Source organism: Quyinboa ferrireducens (assembly GCF_042436675.1).
Classification (GTDB): Bacteria; Bacteroidota; Bacteroidia; order Bacteroidales; family UBA5342; genus JBHJHP01.
The window spans coordinates 42,862-67,014 of sequence record NZ_JBHMVA010000003.1; the positions used below are offsets into that span (position 1 = coordinate 42,862).

Consider the following 24,153-nt stretch of genomic DNA (forward strand, 5'->3'; position numbering starts at 1 on the left):
ATGAAACAGATATATTTTTTTCTCACAGGACTGGCATTCTTAAGCATTTCATGCGGTCCGGTTCAAAAAGAAAGCCACGAAGAAGAACATCATCACGAAGCTGAAGGTGTGGTTGTGTTAACAACGCAACAGCAAAACGCCCTTGACCTGAAGCTGGGTCATATTCAAATGCGCAATCTGACCACTGTGGTTAAAACCAACGGTCAGCTGATGGTACCACCATCAGGTAGCGCTGAAGTCACTGCACTGTTTGGCGGCAACGTGAAAGAAATCGCTGTTTTTCATGGCGATAAGGTAAAAAAAGGACAATTACTGGCCCGGTTGATCCATCCGGATTACATCACCATACAGGAAAATTTTGCAGAAGCTGCCAGTAACCTTGAGTTTCAGAAAAAGGAGCTTGAACGACAACAGGAACTCTATGATAACAATGTAGGTTCAGGAAAGGCATTGCAACAGGCCTCCTCCAATTACAACATCACCAAGGCAAAATACGAAGGACTCAAATCGCGGCTCGATCTGTTGAATATTGATCCTGACGATGTGCTGAACGGAAAAATATCGGGGTCCATTCGTATCCTGTCTCCCATAAATGGTTTTGTAAACAAGGTCAATATCAAATCCGGATCATACGTTGATACCAGAGATATTATGTTTGAGATCACCGACAATGCCGACATTCATGCAGATTTCCTGGTATATGAAAAAGATGTGCCACGTGTTAAACCGGGACAGAAGATTCATTTCGATGTGGCCAATCAAACCGGGAAAGAATACCTGGCTACTATTTTTGCAGTAGGGAAAGTGTTTGAACCGGAAACCAGGGCCGTACACATACATGCCACACTGGATGAACCTGATGAAAGCCTGATTCCCGGGCTGTACATTTCCGGACATATTCATACCGATGCACAAAGCACACCTGCTCTTCCCAACGATGCCATTGTAAGTGAAGGGACCAAATCCTTTATTTTTATAAAAGCAGATGAGGATGGCGATTCACACGAAGAGAAAGGCACGGAATTTAAGATGATTGAAGTTGTTGCAGGACGTCAGGACGGGGACTTCACCGCTATAAAACTGATTGATTCTGTTCCTGAAAATGCAGAGGTAGTTCTGAATGCCGCTTACTATTTGCTTGCTGATATGAATAAGGAAGAAACGGAACATGAACATTGATTAAAACTAAGGTTGTCCAGGATGTAACTGCATTCTGGGCAACCCTGGTTGTATCCTGCATCTTCGTCGTACAGATTAAAATCCATATTATGGGCTAAAACCCAATTGGATTTGTTTTCAACTATTTCTGTTAAATTAATTTGGCAGATTCCATACATTATTTTTCTGCATCCAGCGGAATTGTAAAATAAAACGCAGAACCTACACCAACTTCACTTTCCACCCATATTTTGCCGCCTAACATTTCCAGGTAAGCCTTTGCAATAGATAATCCCAATCCTGAACCCTCATAGACTTGTTTATCTTCAATATCAGCCTGTACAAATCGCTCAAATATGGCTTCAATTCTTTTAGGAGAAATACCAATGCCAGTATCCTTTACATAAAACTTCAGTTCATTCTGCTTATTAGTATCATCTATTGAATACCCAAATTCAATGCTACCGGAATGGGTGTACTTAATCGCATTTTTAATAAGGTTTGTGAGAATGGAATTTAATTTTTCTTTGTCTGAAGTAAAACTGAGCTTTTGGGCGGGCAATTTATTAAGAGATAGCTGAATTCCTTTAATTCTGGCTTCCGGCAAGAAAAACTCATACTGCTCATCCAACAGATCATTCAAATCTATTTCTGAAAAGGAAAGTTCGACCTGACCTGACTCAATTTTTGAAATATCAATTATATCATTAATTGTGTTTAACATCCTATCACCACTTTTTTCAATGATGCTAATGTATTCCCTTTGTTTTTCTCCGCTAAGGTCGGGTTCTTTTAATAACTCTGTGAATCCAAGAATTCCATTCATAGGAGTACGAATTTCATGGCTCATGTTTGCCAAAAATGCTGACTTTAGCAGATCGCTCTCCTGCGCCTTCTCCTTGGCTTTTATGGCATCTAATTCGAGCCGTTTTCTGTCCGTAATATCGAGAAAGACAACAATTGCGGCAATCTGTTCTTCTTTTCTGTTAAATATTGGAGCAGCATTTGCCCAGACGTATCTGTCCTCACTGTTATCTCTTCTTACAATAAACTCTTTACTACTTTTTTCTCCAAATAAAACAGCACGGGCTAATGGAACTTCATCAGTTTTATAAGGCGTACCGTCAAAATGAAGTATTTGCCAGCTCGAAACATACTTGTCTATATCAATTTCCTTTACAATTTCGTCGTACGATTTATCTCTTATCAATAATCCTGCATTATTAACATATCTGAGTTTTCCATCCGGATAATCTGCAATTGCAATACCTGCCTGGCTGTTATCAAGTGCTGCCATCAACATGGATTCGTTTTCTTCTGCTTTCTCTTTAGCTTTTATCAGCTCATTCTCACGGTTCACAAGTTCAGTAACATTCCGGTGTATGCCTAAAATGTACTGCGTGGATCCCAGATCAAGAAAACTACCGTTTATATCCACATTAATAACAGATTTGTCACTTCTTAACAGCTTTGTTCGTGCGGAACTTCCTTTTTTTCTGTCTTTGATAATTTGTTCAAACAAATTAGTGTCAGAACCCTCAGCTCTTAAATCAAAAACTTTTAATTGTAATAATTCCTGTTGAGTATAACCGGTCATTTCACAGAATGACTTATTTACGAACACATATGTTCCATCTAAATCTGTAAGCGCAATGCCGTCCATTGCCTGTTCTGATATTGCTTTAAAACGGATTTCGTTCTTTTCAGCCTTTTCCTTGGCCTGGATTAAGTCTTCCTGCTGTTTAACACTTTCGGTAATATCCCTGTTGATCCCGATCATACGTACAGGCTTTTCATTTTTATCGCGAATAACAATACCATCTGCTTTTAAATGCACGATTGTCTTGTCCGGATGAACAACCCTGAAAGTGGTATTAAACTGCTTTCTACCTTCAAGTGCTAGTCTTAGTTCTGCTAATGTTGCTGCCTTATCTTCAGTATGTAATCCGGATTCCCAGGCCTGAAGACTATTAGTAAACTTACCCGCACTCAGACCATATAATTCATACATCCTTTTATTCCAGACCAATGTATTGTTTCCAATATCATAATCCCATATTCCCAATTTGCCTGAATCCACAGCCAGATTTAAACGGTAATCACTTCCTTCTGCCCTTTCTTTTGCTTTAATTAATTCTTTCTCTGCTAAATTTTTATCGCTAACGTCAGAAAATGCAACAGCAAATTTTCCCTTTTCGGTTCGGTAAGCAATACCATCAAAATACTTTTTATTGTAGTCTGAATAGAAACTGTATTTTTTTGTTATTCCGGTTAAGGCTACTTCTCCAAATATTTTAAGCCATTCATGGAACTCCTTCCCGGGGAGAATATCACTTGCATTCTTTCCTACAATGTCTTTATATGAAACATTGAGATATTCTTCATATTTATGATTTACCAGCACAGTGATATAATCTACAGCTTTTCCTTGTCTATTACATTTTATTTCATGTAAAGCAAATCCCTGCTCCATGTTTTCAAACAATTGACGAAATTTATTCTCACTCCTTTCCATGGACTTTTCGGCATTGTATCTTCTCAAGGCAACAGATATCATATGCGCATAAGATTTAAGCATTTTAACGGAAGGCGTCGTCTGGCCTTTTTTAAAAGCAAGTGTAGTGGTCCCATATAACTCTCCTTCAATAACATGCGCTATTGGAAAAATCAGGTCAATACCAGTTGAGGCACGAATTGTTTTGTCCACAAACTCAGGAATAACTCCGAAGGAAACCTCTGTAAAGCTTTTACTAGTGGTAACCGTGTTGTTAACAATCGTTTGATATGCTTCGTCATCAACCGGAGAAACAGTTTGCAATACCTTTTTTCCTGCAATTTTAAGAATTGTACTTAAAACTCCTGTTTCTGCTTCAATATGGAGAAGTTGAAGTTCCTTTTTCTCAGCATGATAATAACCAAATGAAGCAAGTAAAGCTCCGGTATGTTTGATTATCCCTTTGAGCAGTATTTTGCTGAATTCATCAAGCGTATTTATATCCGCTAAAGGAATTGCTAAGGAATTCAGAAATAGCAGATCTGAATTATGCTCAATGGTCTTTGTTTCAGCAATTTTGTATTGAGTAACATTTTTGCCAATCCAGTACACCTTTTTCTCATTCTGAACCAAAGTTGCATTCCAATCAATATATATTACTGAACCGTCTTTACATAAACACCTGTTTTGGAAACATGCTGAAGTCCTTTTTTCCGAAAATGCGTCAACCTGTTGTTTATATTCTTCCTGGTCGTCAGGATGTAGGATCATGGGAAAAGGTTGTGATAGCAATTCCTTTTCAGAATATCCGGTTAGTTTTTCCCATGCAGGGTTAAGATATTTAAAACTACCATCATAACCCGTGGTACACATTAAATCTTGCGAAAGTTTTAAAAAGAGCGTATTTTGATTGGAACTGTCCAAATTATTCATGCAGGAATGAATTGGTGTATATAACAAATATAGTAAATTAATGCACCAATCTATGTTAACCTGATTTAGATCTAAAATCAGATTGAAAAAGTTAGAATAAAAAATAAACTCCGAATGCTTAACTTTAACCATCCTTAAGAAAACCTGAAGCAAATCTTTAGAATCTCTTTAGATTTTCTTTGTTATTTTGAAGTATGAAAATCTTAGTGATTGAAGATGAGATTGATCTGTTACTTGCCATCAATAATTTCCTGGTAAAAGAAGAATACATATGCGAACTGGCAGAGAACTATTCAAAGGCAGAAGAAAAGCTTTTTATTTATGAATACGATCTGATCCTTTTAGACATCTCCCTACCCGATGGCAATGGGTTGGACCTTCTTCGGATCATCAAACAAAAGCAAATAAAATCGGGTATTATTATTGTTTCAGCCAAAGATTCTCTGGATGATAAAGTCACGGGGCTGGATTTGGGTGCAGATGATTATCTGACCAAACCCTTTCAGTTTTCTGAACTTAATTCACGAATAAAAGCCGTATTACGCAGAAAACACTTCAATGGTTCGGATACCATTTCGTTTAATGAAATAACCATTAGTACCACCGGCAAAACAATAACCGTGGGTAATAATACAGTGGTTTTTACAAAAAAAGAGTTTGAGTTGCTGCTGTATTTTATGGTGAATAAGAACCGGGTGCTAACCAAGGAATCCATTGCTGAACACCTATGGGGTGATAAAATAGACCTTGCGGACAGCTTTGACTTTATTTATACACACCTCAACAATATCCGCAGAAAGATTAAAAACGCAGGAGGTACCGACTATATCCAAACGGTATACGGAATGGGCTATAAATTTTCAGAAAAGTAAAAACACCTCATAAAAAATGAATACCCGTACATCCCGAAATATAAAATTCCTGACAAAAGTAAACAGGAACTTTTTCATTATACTTACGATGGTTCTGATCCTGATTTCTCTAACGGGCTATTTTATACTGCGCATCACCATTATACGCGGAGCTAAAGAAAATTTGCTTTATAAAGCAGATGCGATTGAAAAACTGATCAACGAAACAGGTTCTCTCCCCAACCTGGAGCCGGGTATAGAAACTAAACAGATATCTCATATCGAGACGACACAACCGGAATTCAACGTAATTTATATTTACAACCAACAGGAAGATGAAATGGAACCATTTCTGGAATATTCCACACAGGTTGAAATAAACGGAAAATACTATGCAATCAAGCTTCGCCAGGCAACTTTTGAATTTGAAGATCTCATTATCATATTAACCATAACCTTATTTATCCTGCTTTTAACTGCGTTTTTAATCTCATATTTCATCAGTAAAAAAGTCAATAAAACCATATGGGCTCAGTTCGAAGATAATCTGTATGCCATAGAACAATATAACTTCTCAGATAAATATCAGCTAACACTTAAAAAAACGCACATCGAAGAATTTGACCGGTTGAACAATGTCGTTGAGAATCTAACAGGAAAATTAAGATCTGATTATGATACATTGAAAGAGTTTACAGAAAATGCATCTCACGAATTACAGACTCCTTTGGCAACAATAAGTCTGAATCTTGAAGAGATTTTGCAACAGGATATGGATTCAGAATCGTTTAAAAAAATTGCTACTGCAATGCATGCCATTAAAAAACTTTCCAGGCTGAATCAGAGTCTTTTATTACTTGCTAAAATTGAGAATCAACAATTTACAACAAAATCAACGGTTGATTTCAATGTGCTGATAAAACAAAAGACAGAAGAATTTTCAGTTTTATTTGATACCAGGTCCATTGAAATTACACTTCATGAAACAGGAAAATTCATGCATGAAATCAATGATCATCTTGCAGATATTTTATTCAACAATCTCTTTTCAAATGCCGTAAATCACAACTACAAAAATGGAAAAATCGTGATCAGCATCAGCGATCAACAGCTAAAAATATGTAATACGGGAGAACCTAATACGCTTACAAACAACACTATCTTCAACCGATTTTCCAAGGGGAATTCAAAGTCGTATGGTTTAGGCTTATCCATTGTGAAAAAGATTTGCGATACGCATGGACTTACAATAAAATATGTAAAAAATGATATGCACTGTTTCTTAATTGAAAAGTCAAACACCGTCAAATCATGAAATACATTTATCTGATATTCATACTATTGCTTTCCGCAACTTATACTAATTCACAAACACGGAATTTGTCATATTATCTGGAAAAGGCAAAGGAGAACAGCCCTCTTATTCACGAAACCAGAAACATGAATAAACTGCTTGACCTGAATATGGATCAGATACAAGCCGTATTAAGCAAACCGGAAGTCACTGCAGACATTAACGTATTGTTTGCTCCCATAATTAATCACGATGGAGTATCTGATAAATTTCAGTGGGTTTCGTCAGGAGCTAATAATTACTCGGGGTATGACCTGGCAGGAACAGATGGAGGGCAATACCAGGCTGTTGTAACCGTAAAACAACCTTTGTTCAACAAATCAAAACTTGATGCCTATCAAAATGACAACACCGTCTCTCATCAAATCAATGAGAATAAAATTGCATTGTCGGTGCATGAGGTTGAACAAATAGTTGGATACCAGTATCTGTTATGCATTCGCAGTCAAAAAGAAAAGAAGATACAATTAACACTAATTCGTGTTCTTAAGGACCAGAAAAATACCTTACAAAAGCTGGTGGACAATGGGGTATATAAACAGACAGATCTGATGCTGCTTGATATCGAACTCAAAAATTACGTCATTGAATACACGAATCAGATATCAGCTTATCAGCAAAACCTCTACGATCTAAACCTTCTTTGTGGTATTAATGATACAACGATGGTCAGCCTGACCGATACGGTTTATCATTTGCAACCTGATATCGAAGAACAGTCCGCATTTCTTACATCGTACAGACTTGATAGCATGAAATTATTAACTGAGCAGGATCTGTATGATCTGAAATACAAACCTCAGATAGATCTGTTTGGCAGTGCCGGTATGAACGCAGTTTATTTACCAGGTATAAACCGTCTTGGGTTTAGTACAGGATTATCATTTTCCATAACACTCTTTGATGGGAACCAACGTCATACAGAACATAATAAAACCCAAATACACCTGGAGTCTCTTCAATTCCAAAAGGAACAGTTTTTATCGAAATACCGGATGCAAAACAACGGGATACTGAACCGGATCAGGCTAAACAGAGAGCAACAACAACTTTTAGATGAACAGATCACACAATACAAAACGATCATAGACGCTTACAGCAAGGAGCTGTCTCAGGGAGAAGCATCCATTATGGATATAAAAAATATATACCGTGATATGGCTTCAAAAGAAAAGGATATGCTTGGCTTAAAAACTGAAGAACAATTTTTGATCAATGCATATAATTACTGGAACTATTAAAAACAAGATAATGAAAAACCTATATAAACTGATTCTTTTAATAGTGACTATAACAGTGATTCCGGCCTGCAAAAATACGTCGAAACAACCGGATAATTCACAACAGACTGTTAATGTAAAAGTCACCCGGATCAGGCAAGTGGATATCATAAAATACGCAGAGTATTACGGGAACACTGAGTATCTGAACAAAAACCGCCTAACTGCTCCCGTAACCGGATACATTACAGAGAATAAGTTATTCTTTGGGAAGAAGGTGCATCAAAATGATCTGCTGTTCAAACTTGAAACACGGGAACAAAAAGCGTTGGAAAATTCATCACCTGCAAAACACATTGAAGTCCGTTCAAATGCAGATGGTTACATCTCGGAATTAAAGTTTAACAATACAGATGATTTTGTTTCTGAAGGTGAAATGCTTTGTGTTGTTACAGAAGACTCTCAACCTGTAATCAGGGTTAATGTTCCTTTTGAGAAAGCCGGGAAAATAAAAAAAGATGATAATTGCGAGATAATCCTTGCGGATCAATCCATTATCTCAGGAAATGTTTACCGGATAATCCCAATGATTGAGGGTCAGAATCAAACTCAGGAAATAATGATAAAACCACAGACTAACAGAACCTTACCTGAAAACTTAAATGTAACGATCCGTTTTATTGATGTACAGCATAAAGCCGCGACAGTTCTTCCCAAACAGGCTGTAATGACCAATGAAACACAAAGTGAATTCTGGGTGATGAAGGTTTCTGGCTCAACCGCATTTAAGATACCTGTGAACAAAGGTATAGAAACGGATAGTCTTATTGAAATAACTGAACCGGAATTCAACGACACTGATCTGATCATAACAGAAGGTAGTTACGAACTACCCGACAGTAGCAGTGTACATATTACGAAGTAAAAACATGGAAAAAATATTTGTAAAATATAAAAGTCCGGTTACTGTCATTTTAATTCTTCTGCTGATTGGCGGCGTGTATTCATTTACGCACCTTAAAACATCCCTATTCCCGAATATTACTTTTCCCAAGATAAAGATCATCGCCGAAAACGGAGAACAACCGGTGGATAAAATGATGGTGACCGTTACCAAACCCCTTGAAGATGCTGTAAAAAAAGTAGAAAATCTCAGTTTGATCAGAAGCACAACCAGCATGGGAAGCTGCGAAATCTCGGCATTTATGGACTGGGGATCAGATATTAACCTGGATAAACAGCAGGTAGAATCGAGGATCAACCAGATCAGGGATCTGTTACCTGCTGACCTGCATCTCACCATCGAAAAGATGAATCCTTCCATTTTACCGGTTATGGGTTATTCTTTGCAATCGGAGACTAAAAACCAGATTGAACTTAAAATGCTGGCCAATTATGTGATCAAACCATATTTATCAAGAATAAGCGGTGTTTCGTCGGTTGAGGTTATCGGAGGCAAGGATAAAGAGTACAGAATTGTACTGAATCAGCAAAAACTTAGACAACTTAACATTAGTCCGGCGGATATTGAAACGGCGATCCAAAATACGGGTTTTATTTCGTCAAACGGATACACCAACGATTATAACCGGCTTTATTTAACGGTAACAGATGCAACCATAAAAAACAAGGATCAGCTTGAAAAGCTGGTCATATTTGACGACGCCAAACGAAAAGTTACCGTTTCTGACGTTGCAACCGTTGAGATTGCTGAAAAAAATGAATACATAAAAATAAAAGCTGACGGACATAACGTCCCTCTTTTAGCGGTATTAAAACAACCTCAAAGTAACCTGATTGATGTTGCTGACCATGTTCAGGTCCAGGTTAAGGAGCTCAATAAATTACTTCCAAAAGGCGTTGTTCTGAAACCTTACTATAATCAGTCAGAATTCGTAAGAACCAGTATCCGGAGCATTATCGACGTACTTTGGATCGGACTTTTGCTGGCCATCGTAGTTGTGATTATTTTTCTACGATCGGCAAAAGCGAGCACAGTCATCCTGATCACAATTCCGCTTACACTCGGACTAACATTTACAGTACTAAATGCCATTGGTTTTGATCTGAACCTGATGACCATAGGCGCCATAGCTGCGTCCATCGGGCTGATAATTGATGATGCCATAATCGTGGTTGAGCAGATTCACCGAACACGGGAAGAGCATCCGGGGGAAAAATCCAAAAAACTTGTCGGAAAAGCTATCTCATTTTTGTTTCCTTCCATGGTTGGTTCATCACTCAGTACTATTGTTATTTTAATCCCATTTGAACTCATGTCGGGAGTAGCGGGAACCTATTTTAAAGTCCTGACCCAAACCATGATCATAACGCTCTTGTGTTCATTTCTGATTACATGGATTGGTTTGCCTGTAATTTATCTGTTGATTATCAGGCATCCTCTGGACAAAAACAAGATAAAACCTCATAAAGAAAAGACACATAAATGGATCCGGTTCTTTATTAAGCGTCCGTACATAAGTGTTGGATTTGTACTCTTGCTCATTATTGCTGTTATTGAGATTATTCCAAAACTTTCAACTGGTTTTCTGCCTGAAATGGACGAAGGATCAATTGTTTTGGATTATAACTCTCCTCCCGGAACATCTCTAAAAGAGACAGATCGTATCCTCAATGAAGTAGATCGCATAATAGAATCAGTTCCTGAGGTTAAAACCTATTCGCGAAGAACGGGAACGCAAATGGGATTTTTTATTACTGAACCCAATCGCGGAGATTACCTCATTGAGCTGGAAAAGAACAGAAAGAAAACAACGGATGAAGTTTCTGATGAGATCCGAACCCAAATAGAAGCAACACTACCCATGCTTACGGTTGATTTTGGACAGGTAATTACGGATATGCTGGGTGATTTAATGAGCAGTGTTCAACCTATTGAAATTAAAATATTCGGTAGCGATCATATTAAACTGAAAGAGCTTTCAAAACAGGTGGCTGATTCTGTGGAGAAAGTTCAGGGTACGGCAGATGTTTTTGACGGTATCGTCGTCGCCGGTCCGGTCATCAGGATTCACCCGAAAGAAAGCGCACTCAAACAATTCGGTATGAGTACAACAGATTTTCAGCAACAAATGGAAATGCACATGGCCGGAGTTGTAGTTGGCAGTATACCCGAAAAAGAACAACTTACCGATATCAGAATGATATTCCCCGGAAATAATCAGACATCTGTTGAGAGCATGAAACATTTTAACATCAGTACGCCTGACGGACAATTGCTTCCCGTTACAAGGTTTGCTGATTTTAGTATTGAAAGCGGCGTTTCGGAAATTGAACGCGAAAACCTGCAAACCATGGGTGTTGTAACTGCCCGTTTGAACAACAGGGACCTGGGAAGTGTGATGAGTGATATTCAGGCTAAACTGAAAGGTATTGCGCTTCCTCAGTCGTATCAGATTGTTTATGGTGGTTCATTCGCAGAACAGCAAAAATCTTTTTCTGAATTACTGTTAATATTGCTTTTGGGCGGACTGCTCGTATTCACTGTAATGTTATTTATGTTCAGGAATGTAAGAATTGCTTTTGCCGTCATATTCATCAGTATATTGGGTATTTCAGGGAGTCTTGCAGCTCTTTTTATCAGCGGAACGCCATTGAATGTTGGCAGTTACACCGGCCTTATCATGATCATTGGGATCATTGGTGAGAACTCCATCTTTACCATTCAACAGTTCTTCAGTGAGCTCAAAAAAGCATCGTTCGACAACGCACTTTATTATGCCATATCCACCCGCCTTCGTCCTAAATTAATGACAGCGTCCGGTGCTATAGTTGCACTTACACCCCTGGCCTTAGGTTTAGGAACCGGAGCCCAAATGCATCAGCCCCTGGCAATTGCTGTTATCGGAGGTTTGGTTATGGCTTTGCCCTTGTTATTGATTGTACTTCCATCCCTGTTAAAACTGATTATTAAACATTAATTCATATTTGTAACTCATGAAATTTCTTTACGTTATCCTTTTTCTGTTTTGTGTTGGAATTGTATCTGCCCAGAAAGATTCGGCACAAATAAAGAAACACAACTTTATGACTTATTCTTCTCTTCAGTTCATGTACCAGAACGGACATGTTTTTGCAACCAATGATTTTTTAAGAGGTGCAAACATTGAAGCTGAGAAGATTAATGCCTACCAGGCCTTTGCACTGAAATTAGCCACCCAGACAACCGGAGAAAAACTGTGGCAGCAAATTTTTAATTATCCGTATTGGGGAGCCGGAATCTATACCGCCGACTTTTATAATCCTGAGGAGATTGGTAATCCAATTGCCATATACGGCTTTTTCAACGGCCCTTTTCACCGCTGGGAAAATCTCACGTTTAATTACGAAATTGGCTTTGGAGCAACGTTTAACTGGAAATCGTTTAATCCGGTTACCAATCAGTACAATGTGGCCATCGGTGCAGGTGAATCATTTTTACTGGATGCTGGAATGAACCTGGAATACTATCTGACGGACAAGATTGCTTTAAATGCAGGTTTCAGCCTCACCCACTTTTCAAATGGTGGTATGAAAAAACCAAATTTCGGATTGAACACCATTGCGCCCAGAATAAGCATTAAATATGATCTCCATGAAAGACCTGAGTTTATTCACCGGGAAGTGCCGGATTTTAAACCCAACAGTGAATGGCTGATCTCATTTTATGGTGGAGCCAAAAACGTGGTATTCGATAATGTAGATATCAATATTATGGAAAAGTATGAAGGCGTATTTTTCCCTGAGATAGGCTTTTCATTGGGCTATAACCGTCAAATCAGCTACAAGTCAAAAATTGGCGCTGGTATGTCTTTTTCCTATGATGGTTCTATTGCGACTCAGGTAGCAGTAAACAATAATGAACTTGAAGCAGTAGACGGACCTTTTACCGATAAACTCATGATCAGTATTTATCCAACATATGAACTGGTTGCGAATCGTTTGTCGCTGGTTCTGCAGCCATCCTTCTATCTGTATCGTAAACATATTGATAATTTAACACCTGTATTTCATCAAAAGGTCGGACTTAAATATTACCTGACGGACAAAATATTTGCAGGTATTACATTAAGAGCGTATAAGTTCCACGTGTCTGATTTTGTAGAATGGAATTTAGGATACCGGTTTTACAGGAAGTAACAACACTTCAAATTTCCTTTAGAATCAAGCTTTAAATTTGAGCATTACAAACTAAAATACAAATTATGAAATCAGTCACATTAACGATTGCCTTACTGTCAGCCCTAATGCTAAATGCTTGTGGTCAGCCAAATGTAAAAGTACCTGAACAGGTTAAAGCAGCATTTGCAAAAAAATTCCCCAACGCAAAACATGTTGAGTGGGGAAAAGAATCAGAAACGGAATGGGAAGCTGAATTCAGAATAAACGGAATGGAATATTCTGCCAATTATGATACTTCAGGAAAATGGCTCGAAACTGAATCAGAAATCAGCAAAAAAGATCTTCCTGAAAGTATAAAAAACACTATAACAAAAGATTTCAGCGGGTATAAAACGGACGAAGCCGAAATTTCAGAAACACGCGATGGCGTATTTTACGAAATAAAACTGGAAAGGAAGGGTGAAGCTCTGGAAATAGTTTTTAATAAAAGCGGTAAAGTTATCAAACAAAAGAAAATAGATGAAAACGATGAAGATAATGATTAATCGTTGCCCCTTAAAACCTGAACTTTTTGCATTGTTGACATTTGCTTTACTTTCATTCCATGCCAAATCGTTGGCTCAGGTTAAGGATAGCACTACAATAAAATCACTTATTAAAACCGAAATATTGCCTGCTTCTCTAATTGGAGCAGGTAGTATTATCAGTGGTAGTCTGTTTGAAAAGAATATGCAGACTAACCTCCGAAACACCGTAGGGAATGGCTATGAGTTCAGGATAGACGATTACATGCAATATGCCCCTGTTGCAGAACTTTACCTGGCTGATCTATGCGGCGTAAAAGCAAAAAACCATTGGTTTGATCAAACGAAATATCTTATTATATCCAATGTTATTACAGCATCAATTACACATGGTCTTAAATTTCTGACCCTAAAAACACGTCCAACGGGAGCCAGATTTTCTTTTCCTTCGGGTCACACAACTCTTGCATTTACCAACGCTACCGTATTATACCACGAATTCAACGAAACATCACCACTTCTGGCTTACAGTGGTTTTGCCTTCTCAACAGCAACAGCTTCATTCCGAATGATCAATAATAAACACTGGTTATCGGATGTTATGGTGGGAGCCGGAATTGGTTTACTGGTTACACATTTGGTATATCATTTTGAGCCATTAAAAAATTTCAATCCCTTAAAAAAGGATATAAAGATTACTATTATTCCTCTGTTTGATGATCACAATCCGGGACTTTACGCAGTATACAGTTTCTAATTGAACCATAAACCCTATTCCGATTTTTTACTCTGTATTGCTTTCAACATTTAGGTGATTTCTAAAAAAGTGTTAATTTTGAATTTAGCATTATTTAAATACACCAGCAAAAGATGAATATTGAAAGTTTACTTGACTATAATCCCATTCTACTGGCATTAGGAGCTACACTGTTTACCTGGGCGCTTACAGCACTTGGCGCCATGATGGTATTCTTTTTTAAATCGATAAATAAAAGAGTGCTGAACTCCATGCTTGGTTTTGCTGCAGGAGTTATGATTGCAGCCAGCTTCTGGTCCTTGTTGAAACCTGCCATAGAAATGTCTGAAGCCAATGGCGGATCATCGTGGGCACCGGCAGTTATAGGTTTTTTGGCTGGTGGAGCTTTTCTGCTGATTGTTGATAAAATACTCCCGCACCTCCATTTAGGATTATCGCGGGATAAAGCTGAAGGGATACATACAACATGGAAGCGAAGTGTGCTGCTTGTATTAGCGATCACCTTACATAACATACCTGAGGGACTGGCAGTTGGGGTAGCATTCGGGGCACTGGCTCACAATCCTGATCCTGCCCTTCTGGTTGGAGCAGTTGCTCTTGCTATGGGTATTGGCTTGCAAAACTTTCCCGAAGGAGCAGCAGTATCTATACCATTACGTCGGGAAGGTTTTTCAAGGCTAAAAGCATTCAACTACGGACAACTTTCCGGAATGGTTGAACCCATTGCCGGCGTGATTGGTGCATACCTGGTACTCTCAATGACACCTATCTTACCTTATGCCCTGGCATTTGCTGCCGGTGCCATGATCTTTGTGGTTGTAGAAGAACTGATTCCTGAATCTCAAACCGGTGACGAAACTGACTATTCTACCATTGGCGCCATGCTTGGTTTTGCAACTATGATGTTACTGGATGTGGCATTAGGTTGATCAGTTCGAATTATTGATCATGTCCATTGCCTCATGCACTGATTCTACAGGCTGCCTGCAGGTACTATCCTGGCACACATAGATTATGGTTTTGCCCTGAACCTGTCTGTTTTTAAGCAACGGAAGTGTACTGTTGCCATTTCCTCCGCAAAACAGCACATGTGGTAAATAATAATGATCCATTTCCTTACGCACCTCAACTGCTTCTTTACCTGCAATTGCCACTTCATACGGATTTTCCACGAACCAGGCTTTCAAAATACACCAGTTGGCAAAATAAGCACCTGATCGCTGCATCTCTTCCTTAACGCTGGTAAGCATGCGTTGGGCCATTTCAATGAACTCATTTTTCTCAAAATAGTGCCCCAGCATAAACAAATTTTTTGCCATAGCAGAATTTGAAGAAGGAATAACATTGTCAGTTACTTCATGGTTTCGGGCAATAAGTTTATGATCCATATCAGATGTATAGAAAAACATTCCCCCACTCTGATCATAAAAGTGCTCAACTGCATATTCTGTTAAAGCCAGAGCTTCATCAATATAAAACTCATTGAAGGTTGCTGTATACATTGCAATCAGTGCATCAATTAAAAATGCATAGTCATCAAGGAAACCATTTATAGATGATATTCCATCTTTGTAATTCCTGTCAAGCCTGTAATCCTGTTTCTTCAGCTTCGATAATAAAAATGCAAGATTTCGTGTGGCAATCTCCAGGTAATGCGGATCATCGAAAACACGGTAAGCATCAATAAAACCTTTACACATTAGGGCGTTCCATGAAGTAAGAATCTTATCATCCAGCCCCGGTTTTTCCCTGTTTTCCCTTTCATCAAAAAGCAGTTCATTCACTTTCTTAATTTTCCGGTGCAAGGCCTTTACGGAGATACCAAATTCATCTGCCACCTCCTTGTCCGAAAAGGAACGATGTAATATGTTCAATCCGTCTTCCCAGTTTCCGGTTTCGGTAATGCCATAATACTTATATACAATGGGAGCAATGTCGCCAAGTAAATGATCTAACTCCTTCTTTGTCCAGCTATAATATTTACCCTCAACACCTCCACTGTCAGCATCAAGCGCTGAATAGAACCCGCTTTCATGCGACATAAGTTCTTCTTCAACAAAATTCAGGGTTTGTAAAACAACGTTTTTATATTCATCCTTTTGTGCATTTTGGTAAGCATTAGCGTACAAACTTACCAGCTGACCATTATCATACAACATCTTTTCAAAATGTGGAACCTTCCAATCCTCATCGGTTGAATAACGGGCAAATCCACCTCCTAAATGATCATAAATTCCTCCCATAGCCATCTTATCCAAGGTCAGCATAACGGCTTCATTTGCTTCTTTATTTCCTGTTAAAAATGCGTAATGCATCAAAAACTGATAACTAACCGGCATGGGAAATTTAGGTGCACCCCGTGTTCCCCCTTTTTCAAGGTCAAGATGTTCTTTCCAGTTCTTAAAAATCGTATGAAGTTTTTCAAGCGAAAAAGATTCCAGATGTTGCACCGGTGTGACAATATCACTCTGAATAATTCCGTTTGTAAGATTCTCGGCATATTCCTCCATCTTTTCCGGATTCTTATCCGCAAAATCCACCAGCTGCTGTAACATATCAAGCCATTGTACCCTCGGAAAATAAGTTCCACCGTATACAGGTCTGCCATCCGGTAGAGCAATCACATTAAGCGGCCATCCACCTCGTCCACTAATCAGCTGAACGGCACTCATGTAGATATGGTCAATGTCAGGTCGCTCTTCCCTGTCAACCTTTATGGGAATAAAATGTTTGTTCATGAAGGCTGCCACCTCTTTATTCTCGAAACTTTCATGTTCCATCACATGACACCAGTGACATGCCGAATAACCGATACTGATAATCAGCATTTTTTGTTCCTTTGCTGCTTTTTCCAAAGTTTCATTACTCCATGGATGCCAGTCCACGGGATTGTGCGCATGTTGCAGTAAATACGGACTGCTCTCACTAATAAGTTGGTTGGAATGAAGATGTACGTGCATAGTTATACAGCTTAATGTTTTTTAAGAAACAATCCGGTAAAATGTAAGTTGATGATTTTAAGTTTTTTTGAATTTTATAGTCACTCTGGTTTAAAGCTGTTAAATTTCAACAATTACATAAACCGGGATGCTGTTGGAGCGTAGGTAAATTTGGATATTAAGACCAGCTAAAGTTTTTTATCAGACAATGAACCTTTATCGTCTGAAACGAGTTCTTTTGACAGTAACAACATTGTATATATGCGAATTTCATTCATTTTTCTTACCACTTTCATAATATTCTCCTGCAAAAACAAACCGGTTCAAAATAACGGATCAAATATGAACTCAGATTCAGCTGAAGTCTGTATTTCCCCTTCAACAGAATCAAGGTTTCAGTTGATGGTACAAAAGGGAAACAACACCTCTGATAACACGGTAATACAGGATAAAGATGGAAAACAAGATGAAATTCAGGTGCCTGATGACATGGTTCTGATTCCGTCAGGAGAATTTAACATGGGAGGACGGGATAAACAGTTTGCCAGATCCGATGAATTTCCGGTTCATAAGGTAAAAGTTAATGCATTTTTAATGGATCAACATGAAGTGACCAACCGCCAATTTTCAGCTTTTGTTGAGGCAACCGGCTACATCACTACTGCAGAAAAAGCCGTAAACTGGGATGAACTGAAAAAAGAGCTTCCAAAAGGAACACCAAAACCTCCTGATGAAATGTTACAGCCTGGGTCACTGATATTTAATCCGTCAGAAAAAGCAGTTCCCCTTGATAATCCAATGATATGGTGGAAATGGTCTAACGGAACAGACTGGAGACATCCCTTAGGAAAATACAGTTCTATAGAAGACAAAATGGATCAGCCCGTTGTACATGTAAGCTGGGAAGATGCAAACGCTTACGCTGAATGGGCAGGTAAGCGTTTACCAACTGAAGCCGAATGGGAATATGCCGCACGGGGTGGAAACGATGACTATATCTATCCATGGGGAAAGGAATCTGTTAATTCGGGTAGCCCTAAAGCCAACAGTTGGGAAGGAAAGTTTCCGTATCTCAATACCGAAGCTGACGGCTATTATTACACGGCACCGGTAATGCAGTTCAAACCTAATAATTTTGGATTATACGATATGGCCGGAAATGTTTGGGAATGGTGCAACGACTGGTACAACAATAGTTACTATTCCACATTTGACTTAAGCTCTGTGGCAGATAACCCTCAGGGGCCGAAAACAAGTTTTGATCCGAATGAGCCATATGCCCATAAGAAAGTGATTCGGGGCGGATCATTTTTGTGCAATGATGTATATTGTTCAGGATACAGAGCCGCAGCACGCATGAAATCCACTCCCGATACAAGCGCTCCTCATATCGGTTTTCGATGTGTAAAAGATGTGATGTAAAACTTAATCCACGATAAGATCTGAATGTCTGATCCTGATAAGAGGAATATTGGCTGTATTAAAAAAATTTACAGTCTCTTTATAATCACGGGTAAAACCTAACATATATCCCCCACCGGATCCAAGAAGTTTAAGATGAAACAGATCTGAATCCATCATACCTTGTAAATTTTCCGGAATAATATCGGAGTAGAACGCTTTCTGTTGCTGAGATAATTCTTTCAAATATTTAAACCAATCCGTATTATCACTATCTAAAATCGAACTAATAATCCGGTTAGTTAACGGCACCAGGTCTTCTGAATAACTCCTTTTAAACCCGGGATCTTCCATCCTTTTTTTAAAGGTTTGGATTAGCGCCCTTGTATTATTTTCCTGCTTTGCCTGTACAAGAAACAGTTTAATCTCATCCGTTAATTGTTGCTGCAAATTAGCAACATGTAATTCATTTTTGATTTTTGCAACCGGAACACAAAGGAAAGAGACTAAGGGATCCATTCCTGAACTGTTGCCATGAAAATTATTTTCAAGTGCAGCAAAAATCCGTTGTAGATTTTCTGTACTCTCTGCCAATACATTTATTCCGTAACGGTTTACAATTGTAGCAACCAGAGCACCGGAACTTCCAAAGCCGGATTGTCCCGGAATATCACTTTTGAACCAAAGACCACGCGACATGTCCGTTGCCATTTGTTCGATGTCAAACGAAAGGGAATAAGCTTTTGTATTTACGGTTTTTAATAAGTGATGATAAAACTCAAGCAATTGTCTGTTAGACCATCGTGCCATCTGTTCCTCTCCTTCAGCAGGTTCTTCCAGAGTTAACACACCACTATACCTTTTATATGGTAACTCAATGCAGTCTCCACCATAAAGCACTGTATATTCTCCAAAAAGCAACAGTTTGGCGTAGTTCATGATTTAGTTAATTAGTAGTAAGTTGTAAGTAATAAGTTGTAAGTAATATGTTAGTTATACATACCTTATAACATCCTTTTCGTATTCGTGAATCGTCAATCTTATGTCCTTTATTCTAATTCTTGTGTCTTATATCAGTCTTTCCGGCCCGGTCCCCATTTCATCGTCAATCCATTTTTTGTTTTCGCACAAATCCTTCAACTGATGTTTTATAAAATAGATTACTTCTTCCTTGTCCTCCTCAGGATATAATATATGAACATTAGGGCCAGCATCAAGTGTAAATGCCAATGGCACACCACTTTTTTCGCGGTATTCCCTTATCCGGTCAATAATATTTATGGTATTGGCTTTTATTTCAATATAGCCCGGAATGGATGACATCATTAGGGAATGTAAGGTTAAAGCCTCATGTTCTAAAAGTTCAGCAAACCCCATCTGGTCTCCATTTCTAAGTATTTCTATCATCCGGGATAAATTTACCCGTGCCTGACCGTACCGTTCCTGGGCAAAAGGATGATCTTCCATTAACTTGTGTCCACGAGTGCTCGCCATTGTTTTCTTTTTGCTGGATACAATCATCACAGCGTCCCTGTACGTTCGAAATACGGGCGAAACTTCAGTCACAGGTAATGCATACTTTGATGACGAATGAGGTATAAAAGCCGATTCTCCCCAAATAACAAAACCACCGTATAAAGAACGGGCAGCACTGCCGGATGCAAGACGACTAAATGAAGACGCCTCTTTGAGAAATTCCTCTTCATCCTTCTCAACACCAATAATTTCACTCTCTGCAACCAACATACATAATACAAAAGCGCTCATCGAGGATGCAGAAGAGGCCACACCAGCAGAATGTGGAAAACTATTGGATGAGCTCACTTTCATCTCCAGATTTCTCAGAAATGGTTTTTCACTACTGATATCATCCAGATAATGCATTAACCTGGCTGCAAATATCTCATCGTGCTTCCCCTGGAACCGAAAATCCAGAACAGGTCCGTTAGAGACGTTTCCAAATCTGTATTCCATTTCTGTTTCAGTATAACAGTTTTTCAACGTCATGCTAATAGACGGATTCCGGGGTAGCTGTCTCCCGTATTTTCCCCAGTATTTTATTAATGCTATATTCGACGGACTACGCCAAGCTACTTTTTTCCACGTTTGTGATGAACTCATACCATCAATTCATTTAGCTTTATTACCTGTTTAAATCCTTTTTCGGTAAAATATGCTTTTACCGATTTCTCATCCTCCCCTGTTAATGCCAGAATATAGTCGCCTCCCCACGCTCCCGAAGATTTTATCCAACCTTTAAAATCCCTGAAATACAAGTCTTTAATAGTCTTTCTTCTTAATACACCCGAAAGAAGCTTATCGTGCTCTTCCATCAATTTTCCATATTCAGAAACTGATTTTGCAACCACCATCTTATCAACAATGGCATTCATGGAAGCAACTGCTTTTTTCTTTGTCATCAACAATTTCAAATATAATGAAATTGATTTCTCGCTGTTCTCTTTTTTATTTAAATGAATCAAAAATAATTTATCAATTATTTCCGGTGCTATAATAACCTGTTGAATATCCGGTTCAGGACACTTTTTGACATAAGTGATGGCAGATTCGACCCTGGCAGTAGCAAGGTCGTATCCTGATCCCTTGCTCATAAGCCGGTTCAGCCGGTAAACATCCACATTGGCCCAATAGGCGATATTGGAAATCAGCGAAGAACTCTGACCAAAACCCGGTTTCAATCCTGTATCTAACACAGATTCGGCAACATAAAGTCCTTTTTCAGAAAGAAATTCCTTATTAATTTTTCGTGCTGAACGTAATAAACGTAAAAGATATCCACGTTCGCCTTCGGGTTTGTATCTTTGCTGATCAATATCTTCAATGGGAAAATTAAATTCAATGGGTTGTGATTCCCCTTCAAATGTTTTCCACAATACTTCGTGTGGTCCGTCAGCATTATAACTAATGGTTAGCTTTTGACCGAAATTTAAAGGTACGGAAAGGGATTTTGAACCGGCAAGCACCATGTACTCACCTGCCAGCATTAATTTACCTCTTGAATAAGCAGTGTAAATATCTTCCTCCATAGTTAATTGTTTTTTGTTAAAAATGAACGAACAGCACTTACAGAAACCGTCTTATCTTTAAAAAAACGTTGCGCTTCCTCAACTTGTTCGCTGGTGGCCCCCAACTGGTTTAAAATGTTCACCAGGTGCATTTTCATATGACCATGCTGAATACCGCTGGTTGTTAATGCCTTTACCGCAGAAAAATTGGATGCCAGGCCTGCTGCAGCAATCACCATCATCAACGTTTTAGCATCAGGTTCTTTTAGTATTTTCAACGCCGATGCCGCCAACGGATGTAATCTGGTTAAACCGCCAACCGTTCCCACAGCCAACGGAACTTCCAGTGATAAGCGAAATGAATTATCTGTCAGGGTCACCCCGGACAATGAAACATATTTACCGTTTTTGACCGCAAACGCATGACCCGCGGCTTCCACAGCCCGAAAATCGTTTCCCGTAGCCAGCAAAACAGCTGAAATACCGTTATAAATTCCCTTATTATGCGTTACGGCTCTCGATGTATCATTCAATGCAATATCCACTGCCTTTTTGAACCTAACCGCAAAATGTTTCCCGTCACCATTCGTATCAAATTTACCCAATGCCTCAAACGGTGCTTCAACATAACATTCCACCGTACATTCGGGAGTATGGTTCGAAAGAATGGCCATAATAATTTTCGCTTCCGGTTGATCCGGAAAATGCTGACCCATAAATTCCGGTATTTCTGTGGACATAATTTCCAGGCAGGAGTTAATGAAGTTCGCCCCCATAGAATCTGCGGTCTCAAACTCAACGTGCAGTTCAAAACACGCTTCAGAAACCGCCACATGATGAACCAGCGAATAGCCTGTAATTCCACCGCCACGCTTTTCCATGTTTTCAGTAATCGGCTTTGCAGCTTCATTCAATACAGCTGTAAGCTCAGGCAAAACTTTGTGTAACTGTTCAGGTGCGCCTTCCCACTCAAAAAATACCTGTCCAACTTTAACCGTATTTTTCACTACGCAGCGAAAGCCTCCATGTTGAGCCCAGAACCCTGCAGCAGCTGCAGCCGCTGCAACAACAGAACTTTCTTCGGTAACCATGGGAACCATGAAAAACGATCCGTTTATTAAGAAATTGGGAGCTACACTGAAAGGCAGATGATAGGATGACAGAACATTTTCGCTGAAACCTTCCAGCCTTTTGCGGAATTCAACCTGTGAATGTTCAGCCTTTATTAATTCAGTTAATTCGTTCTCAGAAATTAATCCTTCCCTGATAAGAATTTGCCGTTTTTCGTCTTTCGATAACCTTGAAAATCCTTTAAACATTGGGGTTGTTTTTCAGGTTTAATACTCTTTGTTAAGCTTTAAATATGCATATGCTATCTGCAGGCCCTTAATCTGGCTTTCAACAAAATCCCTTAATAATTCATATTCTTCCCTTGCATATTCCAGAAAAGCGGAAGCATGGCCATAAATCGTCTTAAACTGTGATTTTTGCAGAAAATAATATCCATCTAAATAATTCTTTAATCCTCCCGAAACAATAAGGTTTTCACATTTAAGATCGTTCTCCGATTGCATTATGGAATTGGCATAATCTAACATTTTATAGGCATCATTACCGATATAAGCCAGTGGCTCATACAATCTTTTACGTTCCGGGGTGCTACGTTCCAATTCTATCTGCGCAAAATTTGTACCTCCGAATGCACCAAACTCTACGGCAACCAGCGGAAGCTTCAGAAGTGCTTTTAAACTTTCGTAGCCCATTCCCTGACCAACCTCCTTTACAATAACAGGGATACCACTCTTCTCAATAAACGCCTGAACCGTTTCTATAGGCGGAACTTCAATTGCATCACCCTCAGGTTGTAACCATTCCTGAATAGGATTTATGTGAATGATGAGTCCGTCTGCCCTGATTTTTTCAACCATTGCAGCAATATCATCAACCGTATTATTTTTTATAGCTTTCTCAATCTGACTAATGCCAAGATTTGCAAAAAACGGCACTTCATTACCCAAATACTTCCGGAGGTCAAAGTGACTTAGATATTTGCCTTCTTCAAGTAAAACACGGCAGGAACCGAGGCCCATCCCCATTCCGAATTCACCACAGGCCCTCGCCAGATTTCGGTTTATATGCCCGGCATAATCAGTTCCTCCGGTCATACTTGAAACCCAGATTGGCACTCGTTGTTTTTTACCAGCCAAAACTGTTTCAGGAATATTATTCTTAGGATGTCCGCTAAACATCGGTTCATATATAAAGCGGTTATCAATTTCCGACATGTCAGTTCGCGACTGAAATGCCAGATTCAGGTGTTCTGTTTTCCGCTTCTTCATGTACTATCCGGGGTCTTTTTGTTTAAAAATTAAATG

Annotated in this window: 18 protein-coding genes; 11 read left to right on the forward strand and 7 right to left on the reverse strand. The window is 39.0% G+C overall.

Annotated features, from left to right (window positions below):
• The gene (locus ACE01N_RS06360) at positions 1 to 1,179 is read left to right on the forward strand and encodes an efflux RND transporter periplasmic adaptor subunit (protein ID WP_380585959.1); all 1,179 of its coding nucleotides are present in this window, start codon (positions 1 to 3) and stop codon (positions 1,177 to 1,179) included.
• Positions 1,180 to 1,336: 157 nt separating this feature from the next.
• Here the strand turns inward: ACE01N_RS06360 and ACE01N_RS06365 are convergent, their stop codons facing one another.
• On the reverse strand, positions 1,337 to 4,585 hold the full coding sequence (locus tag ACE01N_RS06365) for a PAS domain S-box protein (protein WP_380585961.1): 3,249 nt from the start codon (positions 4,583 to 4,585) through the stop codon (positions 1,337 to 1,339).
• Positions 4,586 to 4,779: 194 nt separating this feature from the next.
• On the opposite strand from ACE01N_RS06365, the gene ACE01N_RS06370 reads away from it, so the two are divergent.
• The 9 genes from ACE01N_RS06370 (at position 4,780) to ACE01N_RS06410 (ending at position 15,341) form a co-directional block, all read left to right on the forward strand.
• Positions 4,780 to 5,457: a response regulator transcription factor gene (locus ACE01N_RS06370; RefSeq protein WP_380585963.1), complete on the forward strand. Its 678-nt coding sequence runs from the start codon at positions 4,780 to 4,782 to the stop codon at positions 5,455 to 5,457.
• A 16-nt stretch (positions 5,458 to 5,473) separates the two neighbouring features.
• Positions 5,474 to 6,751 carry a sensor histidine kinase gene (locus ACE01N_RS06375; RefSeq protein WP_380585965.1) on the forward strand — a complete coding sequence of 426 codons (1,278 nt, stop codon included), beginning with the start codon at positions 5,474 to 5,476 and terminating at the stop codon, positions 6,749 to 6,751.
• The gene (locus ACE01N_RS06380) at positions 6,748 to 8,031 is read left to right on the forward strand and encodes a TolC family protein (RefSeq protein ID WP_380585967.1); all 1,284 of its coding nucleotides are present in this window, start codon (positions 6,748 to 6,750) and stop codon (positions 8,029 to 8,031) included. The genes ACE01N_RS06375 and ACE01N_RS06380 overlap by 4 nt, the downstream gene beginning before the upstream one ends.
• A 10-nt stretch (positions 8,032 to 8,041) precedes the next feature.
• Positions 8,042 to 8,935 (forward strand): efflux RND transporter periplasmic adaptor subunit, encoded by an 894-nt coding sequence (locus tag ACE01N_RS06385; RefSeq protein WP_380585969.1) that lies wholly within the window; start codon positions 8,042 to 8,044, stop codon positions 8,933 to 8,935.
• Positions 8,936 to 8,939: 4 nt separating this feature from the next.
• A complete protein-coding gene (locus ACE01N_RS06390) occupies positions 8,940 to 11,951 on the forward strand; it encodes an efflux RND transporter permease subunit (RefSeq protein ID WP_380585971.1) in 3,012 nt (1,003 codons plus the stop codon).
• Between the two features lie 16 nt (positions 11,952 to 11,967).
• Complete coding sequence (locus tag ACE01N_RS06395) at positions 11,968 to 13,149, forward strand: acyloxyacyl hydrolase (RefSeq protein WP_380585973.1); 1,182 nt, start codon at positions 11,968 to 11,970, stop codon at positions 13,147 to 13,149.
• A 65-nt stretch (positions 13,150 to 13,214) separates the two neighbouring features.
• The gene (locus ACE01N_RS06400) at positions 13,215 to 13,676 is read left to right on the forward strand and encodes a PepSY-like domain-containing protein (RefSeq protein ID WP_380585975.1); all 462 of its coding nucleotides are present in this window, start codon (positions 13,215 to 13,217) and stop codon (positions 13,674 to 13,676) included.
• Positions 13,660 to 14,412 carry a phosphatase PAP2 family protein gene (locus ACE01N_RS06405; RefSeq protein ID WP_380585977.1) on the forward strand — a complete coding sequence of 251 codons (753 nt, stop codon included), beginning with the start codon at positions 13,660 to 13,662 and terminating at the stop codon, positions 14,410 to 14,412. The genes ACE01N_RS06400 and ACE01N_RS06405 overlap by 17 nt, the downstream gene beginning before the upstream one ends.
• A gap of 113 nt (positions 14,413 to 14,525) precedes the next feature.
• Positions 14,526 to 15,341 (forward strand): ZIP family metal transporter, encoded by an 816-nt coding sequence (locus ACE01N_RS06410; RefSeq protein ID WP_380585979.1) that lies wholly within the window; start codon positions 14,526 to 14,528, stop codon positions 15,339 to 15,341.
• On the opposite strand, the gene ACE01N_RS06415 is transcribed toward ACE01N_RS06410, so the two are convergent.
• Positions 15,342 to 17,372 (reverse strand): thioredoxin domain-containing protein, encoded by a 2,031-nt coding sequence (locus ACE01N_RS06415; RefSeq protein WP_380585981.1) that lies wholly within the window; start codon positions 17,370 to 17,372, stop codon positions 15,342 to 15,344.
• A 321-nt stretch (positions 17,373 to 17,693) separates the two neighbouring features.
• On the opposite strand from ACE01N_RS06415, the gene ACE01N_RS06420 reads away from it, so the two are divergent.
• On the forward strand, positions 17,694 to 18,773 hold the full coding sequence (locus ACE01N_RS06420; protein WP_380585983.1) for a formylglycine-generating enzyme family protein: 1,080 nt from the start codon (positions 17,694 to 17,696) through the stop codon (positions 18,771 to 18,773).
• Positions 18,774 to 18,776: 3 nt separating this feature from the next.
• Here the strand turns inward: ACE01N_RS06420 and ACE01N_RS06425 are convergent, their stop codons facing one another.
• The 5 genes from ACE01N_RS06425 to ACE01N_RS06445 form a co-directional block, all read right to left on the reverse strand.
• On the reverse strand, positions 18,777 to 19,691 hold the full coding sequence (locus ACE01N_RS06425; RefSeq protein WP_380585985.1) for a GHMP family kinase ATP-binding protein: 915 nt from the start codon (positions 19,689 to 19,691) through the stop codon (positions 18,777 to 18,779).
• A gap of 129 nt (positions 19,692 to 19,820) precedes the next feature.
• The gene (locus tag ACE01N_RS06430; RefSeq protein ID WP_380585987.1) at positions 19,821 to 20,873 is read right to left on the reverse strand and encodes a diphosphomevalonate decarboxylase; all 1,053 of its coding nucleotides are present in this window, start codon (positions 20,871 to 20,873) and stop codon (positions 19,821 to 19,823) included.
• Positions 20,870 to 21,799 (reverse strand): GYDIA family GHMP kinase, encoded by a 930-nt coding sequence (locus ACE01N_RS06435; RefSeq protein ID WP_380585989.1) that lies wholly within the window; start codon positions 21,797 to 21,799, stop codon positions 20,870 to 20,872. The genes ACE01N_RS06430 and ACE01N_RS06435 overlap by 4 nt, the downstream gene beginning before the upstream one ends.
• A gap of 2 nt (positions 21,800 to 21,801) precedes the next feature.
• Complete coding sequence (locus tag ACE01N_RS06440) at positions 21,802 to 23,097, reverse strand: hydroxymethylglutaryl-CoA reductase (protein WP_380585991.1); 1,296 nt, start codon at positions 23,095 to 23,097, stop codon at positions 21,802 to 21,804.
• Between the two features lie 18 nt (positions 23,098 to 23,115).
• On the reverse strand, positions 23,116 to 24,117 hold the full coding sequence (locus ACE01N_RS06445; RefSeq protein ID WP_380585993.1) for a beta/alpha barrel domain-containing protein: 1,002 nt from the start codon (positions 24,115 to 24,117) through the stop codon (positions 23,116 to 23,118).
• Between the last annotated feature and the right edge of the window lie 36 nt (positions 24,118 to 24,153).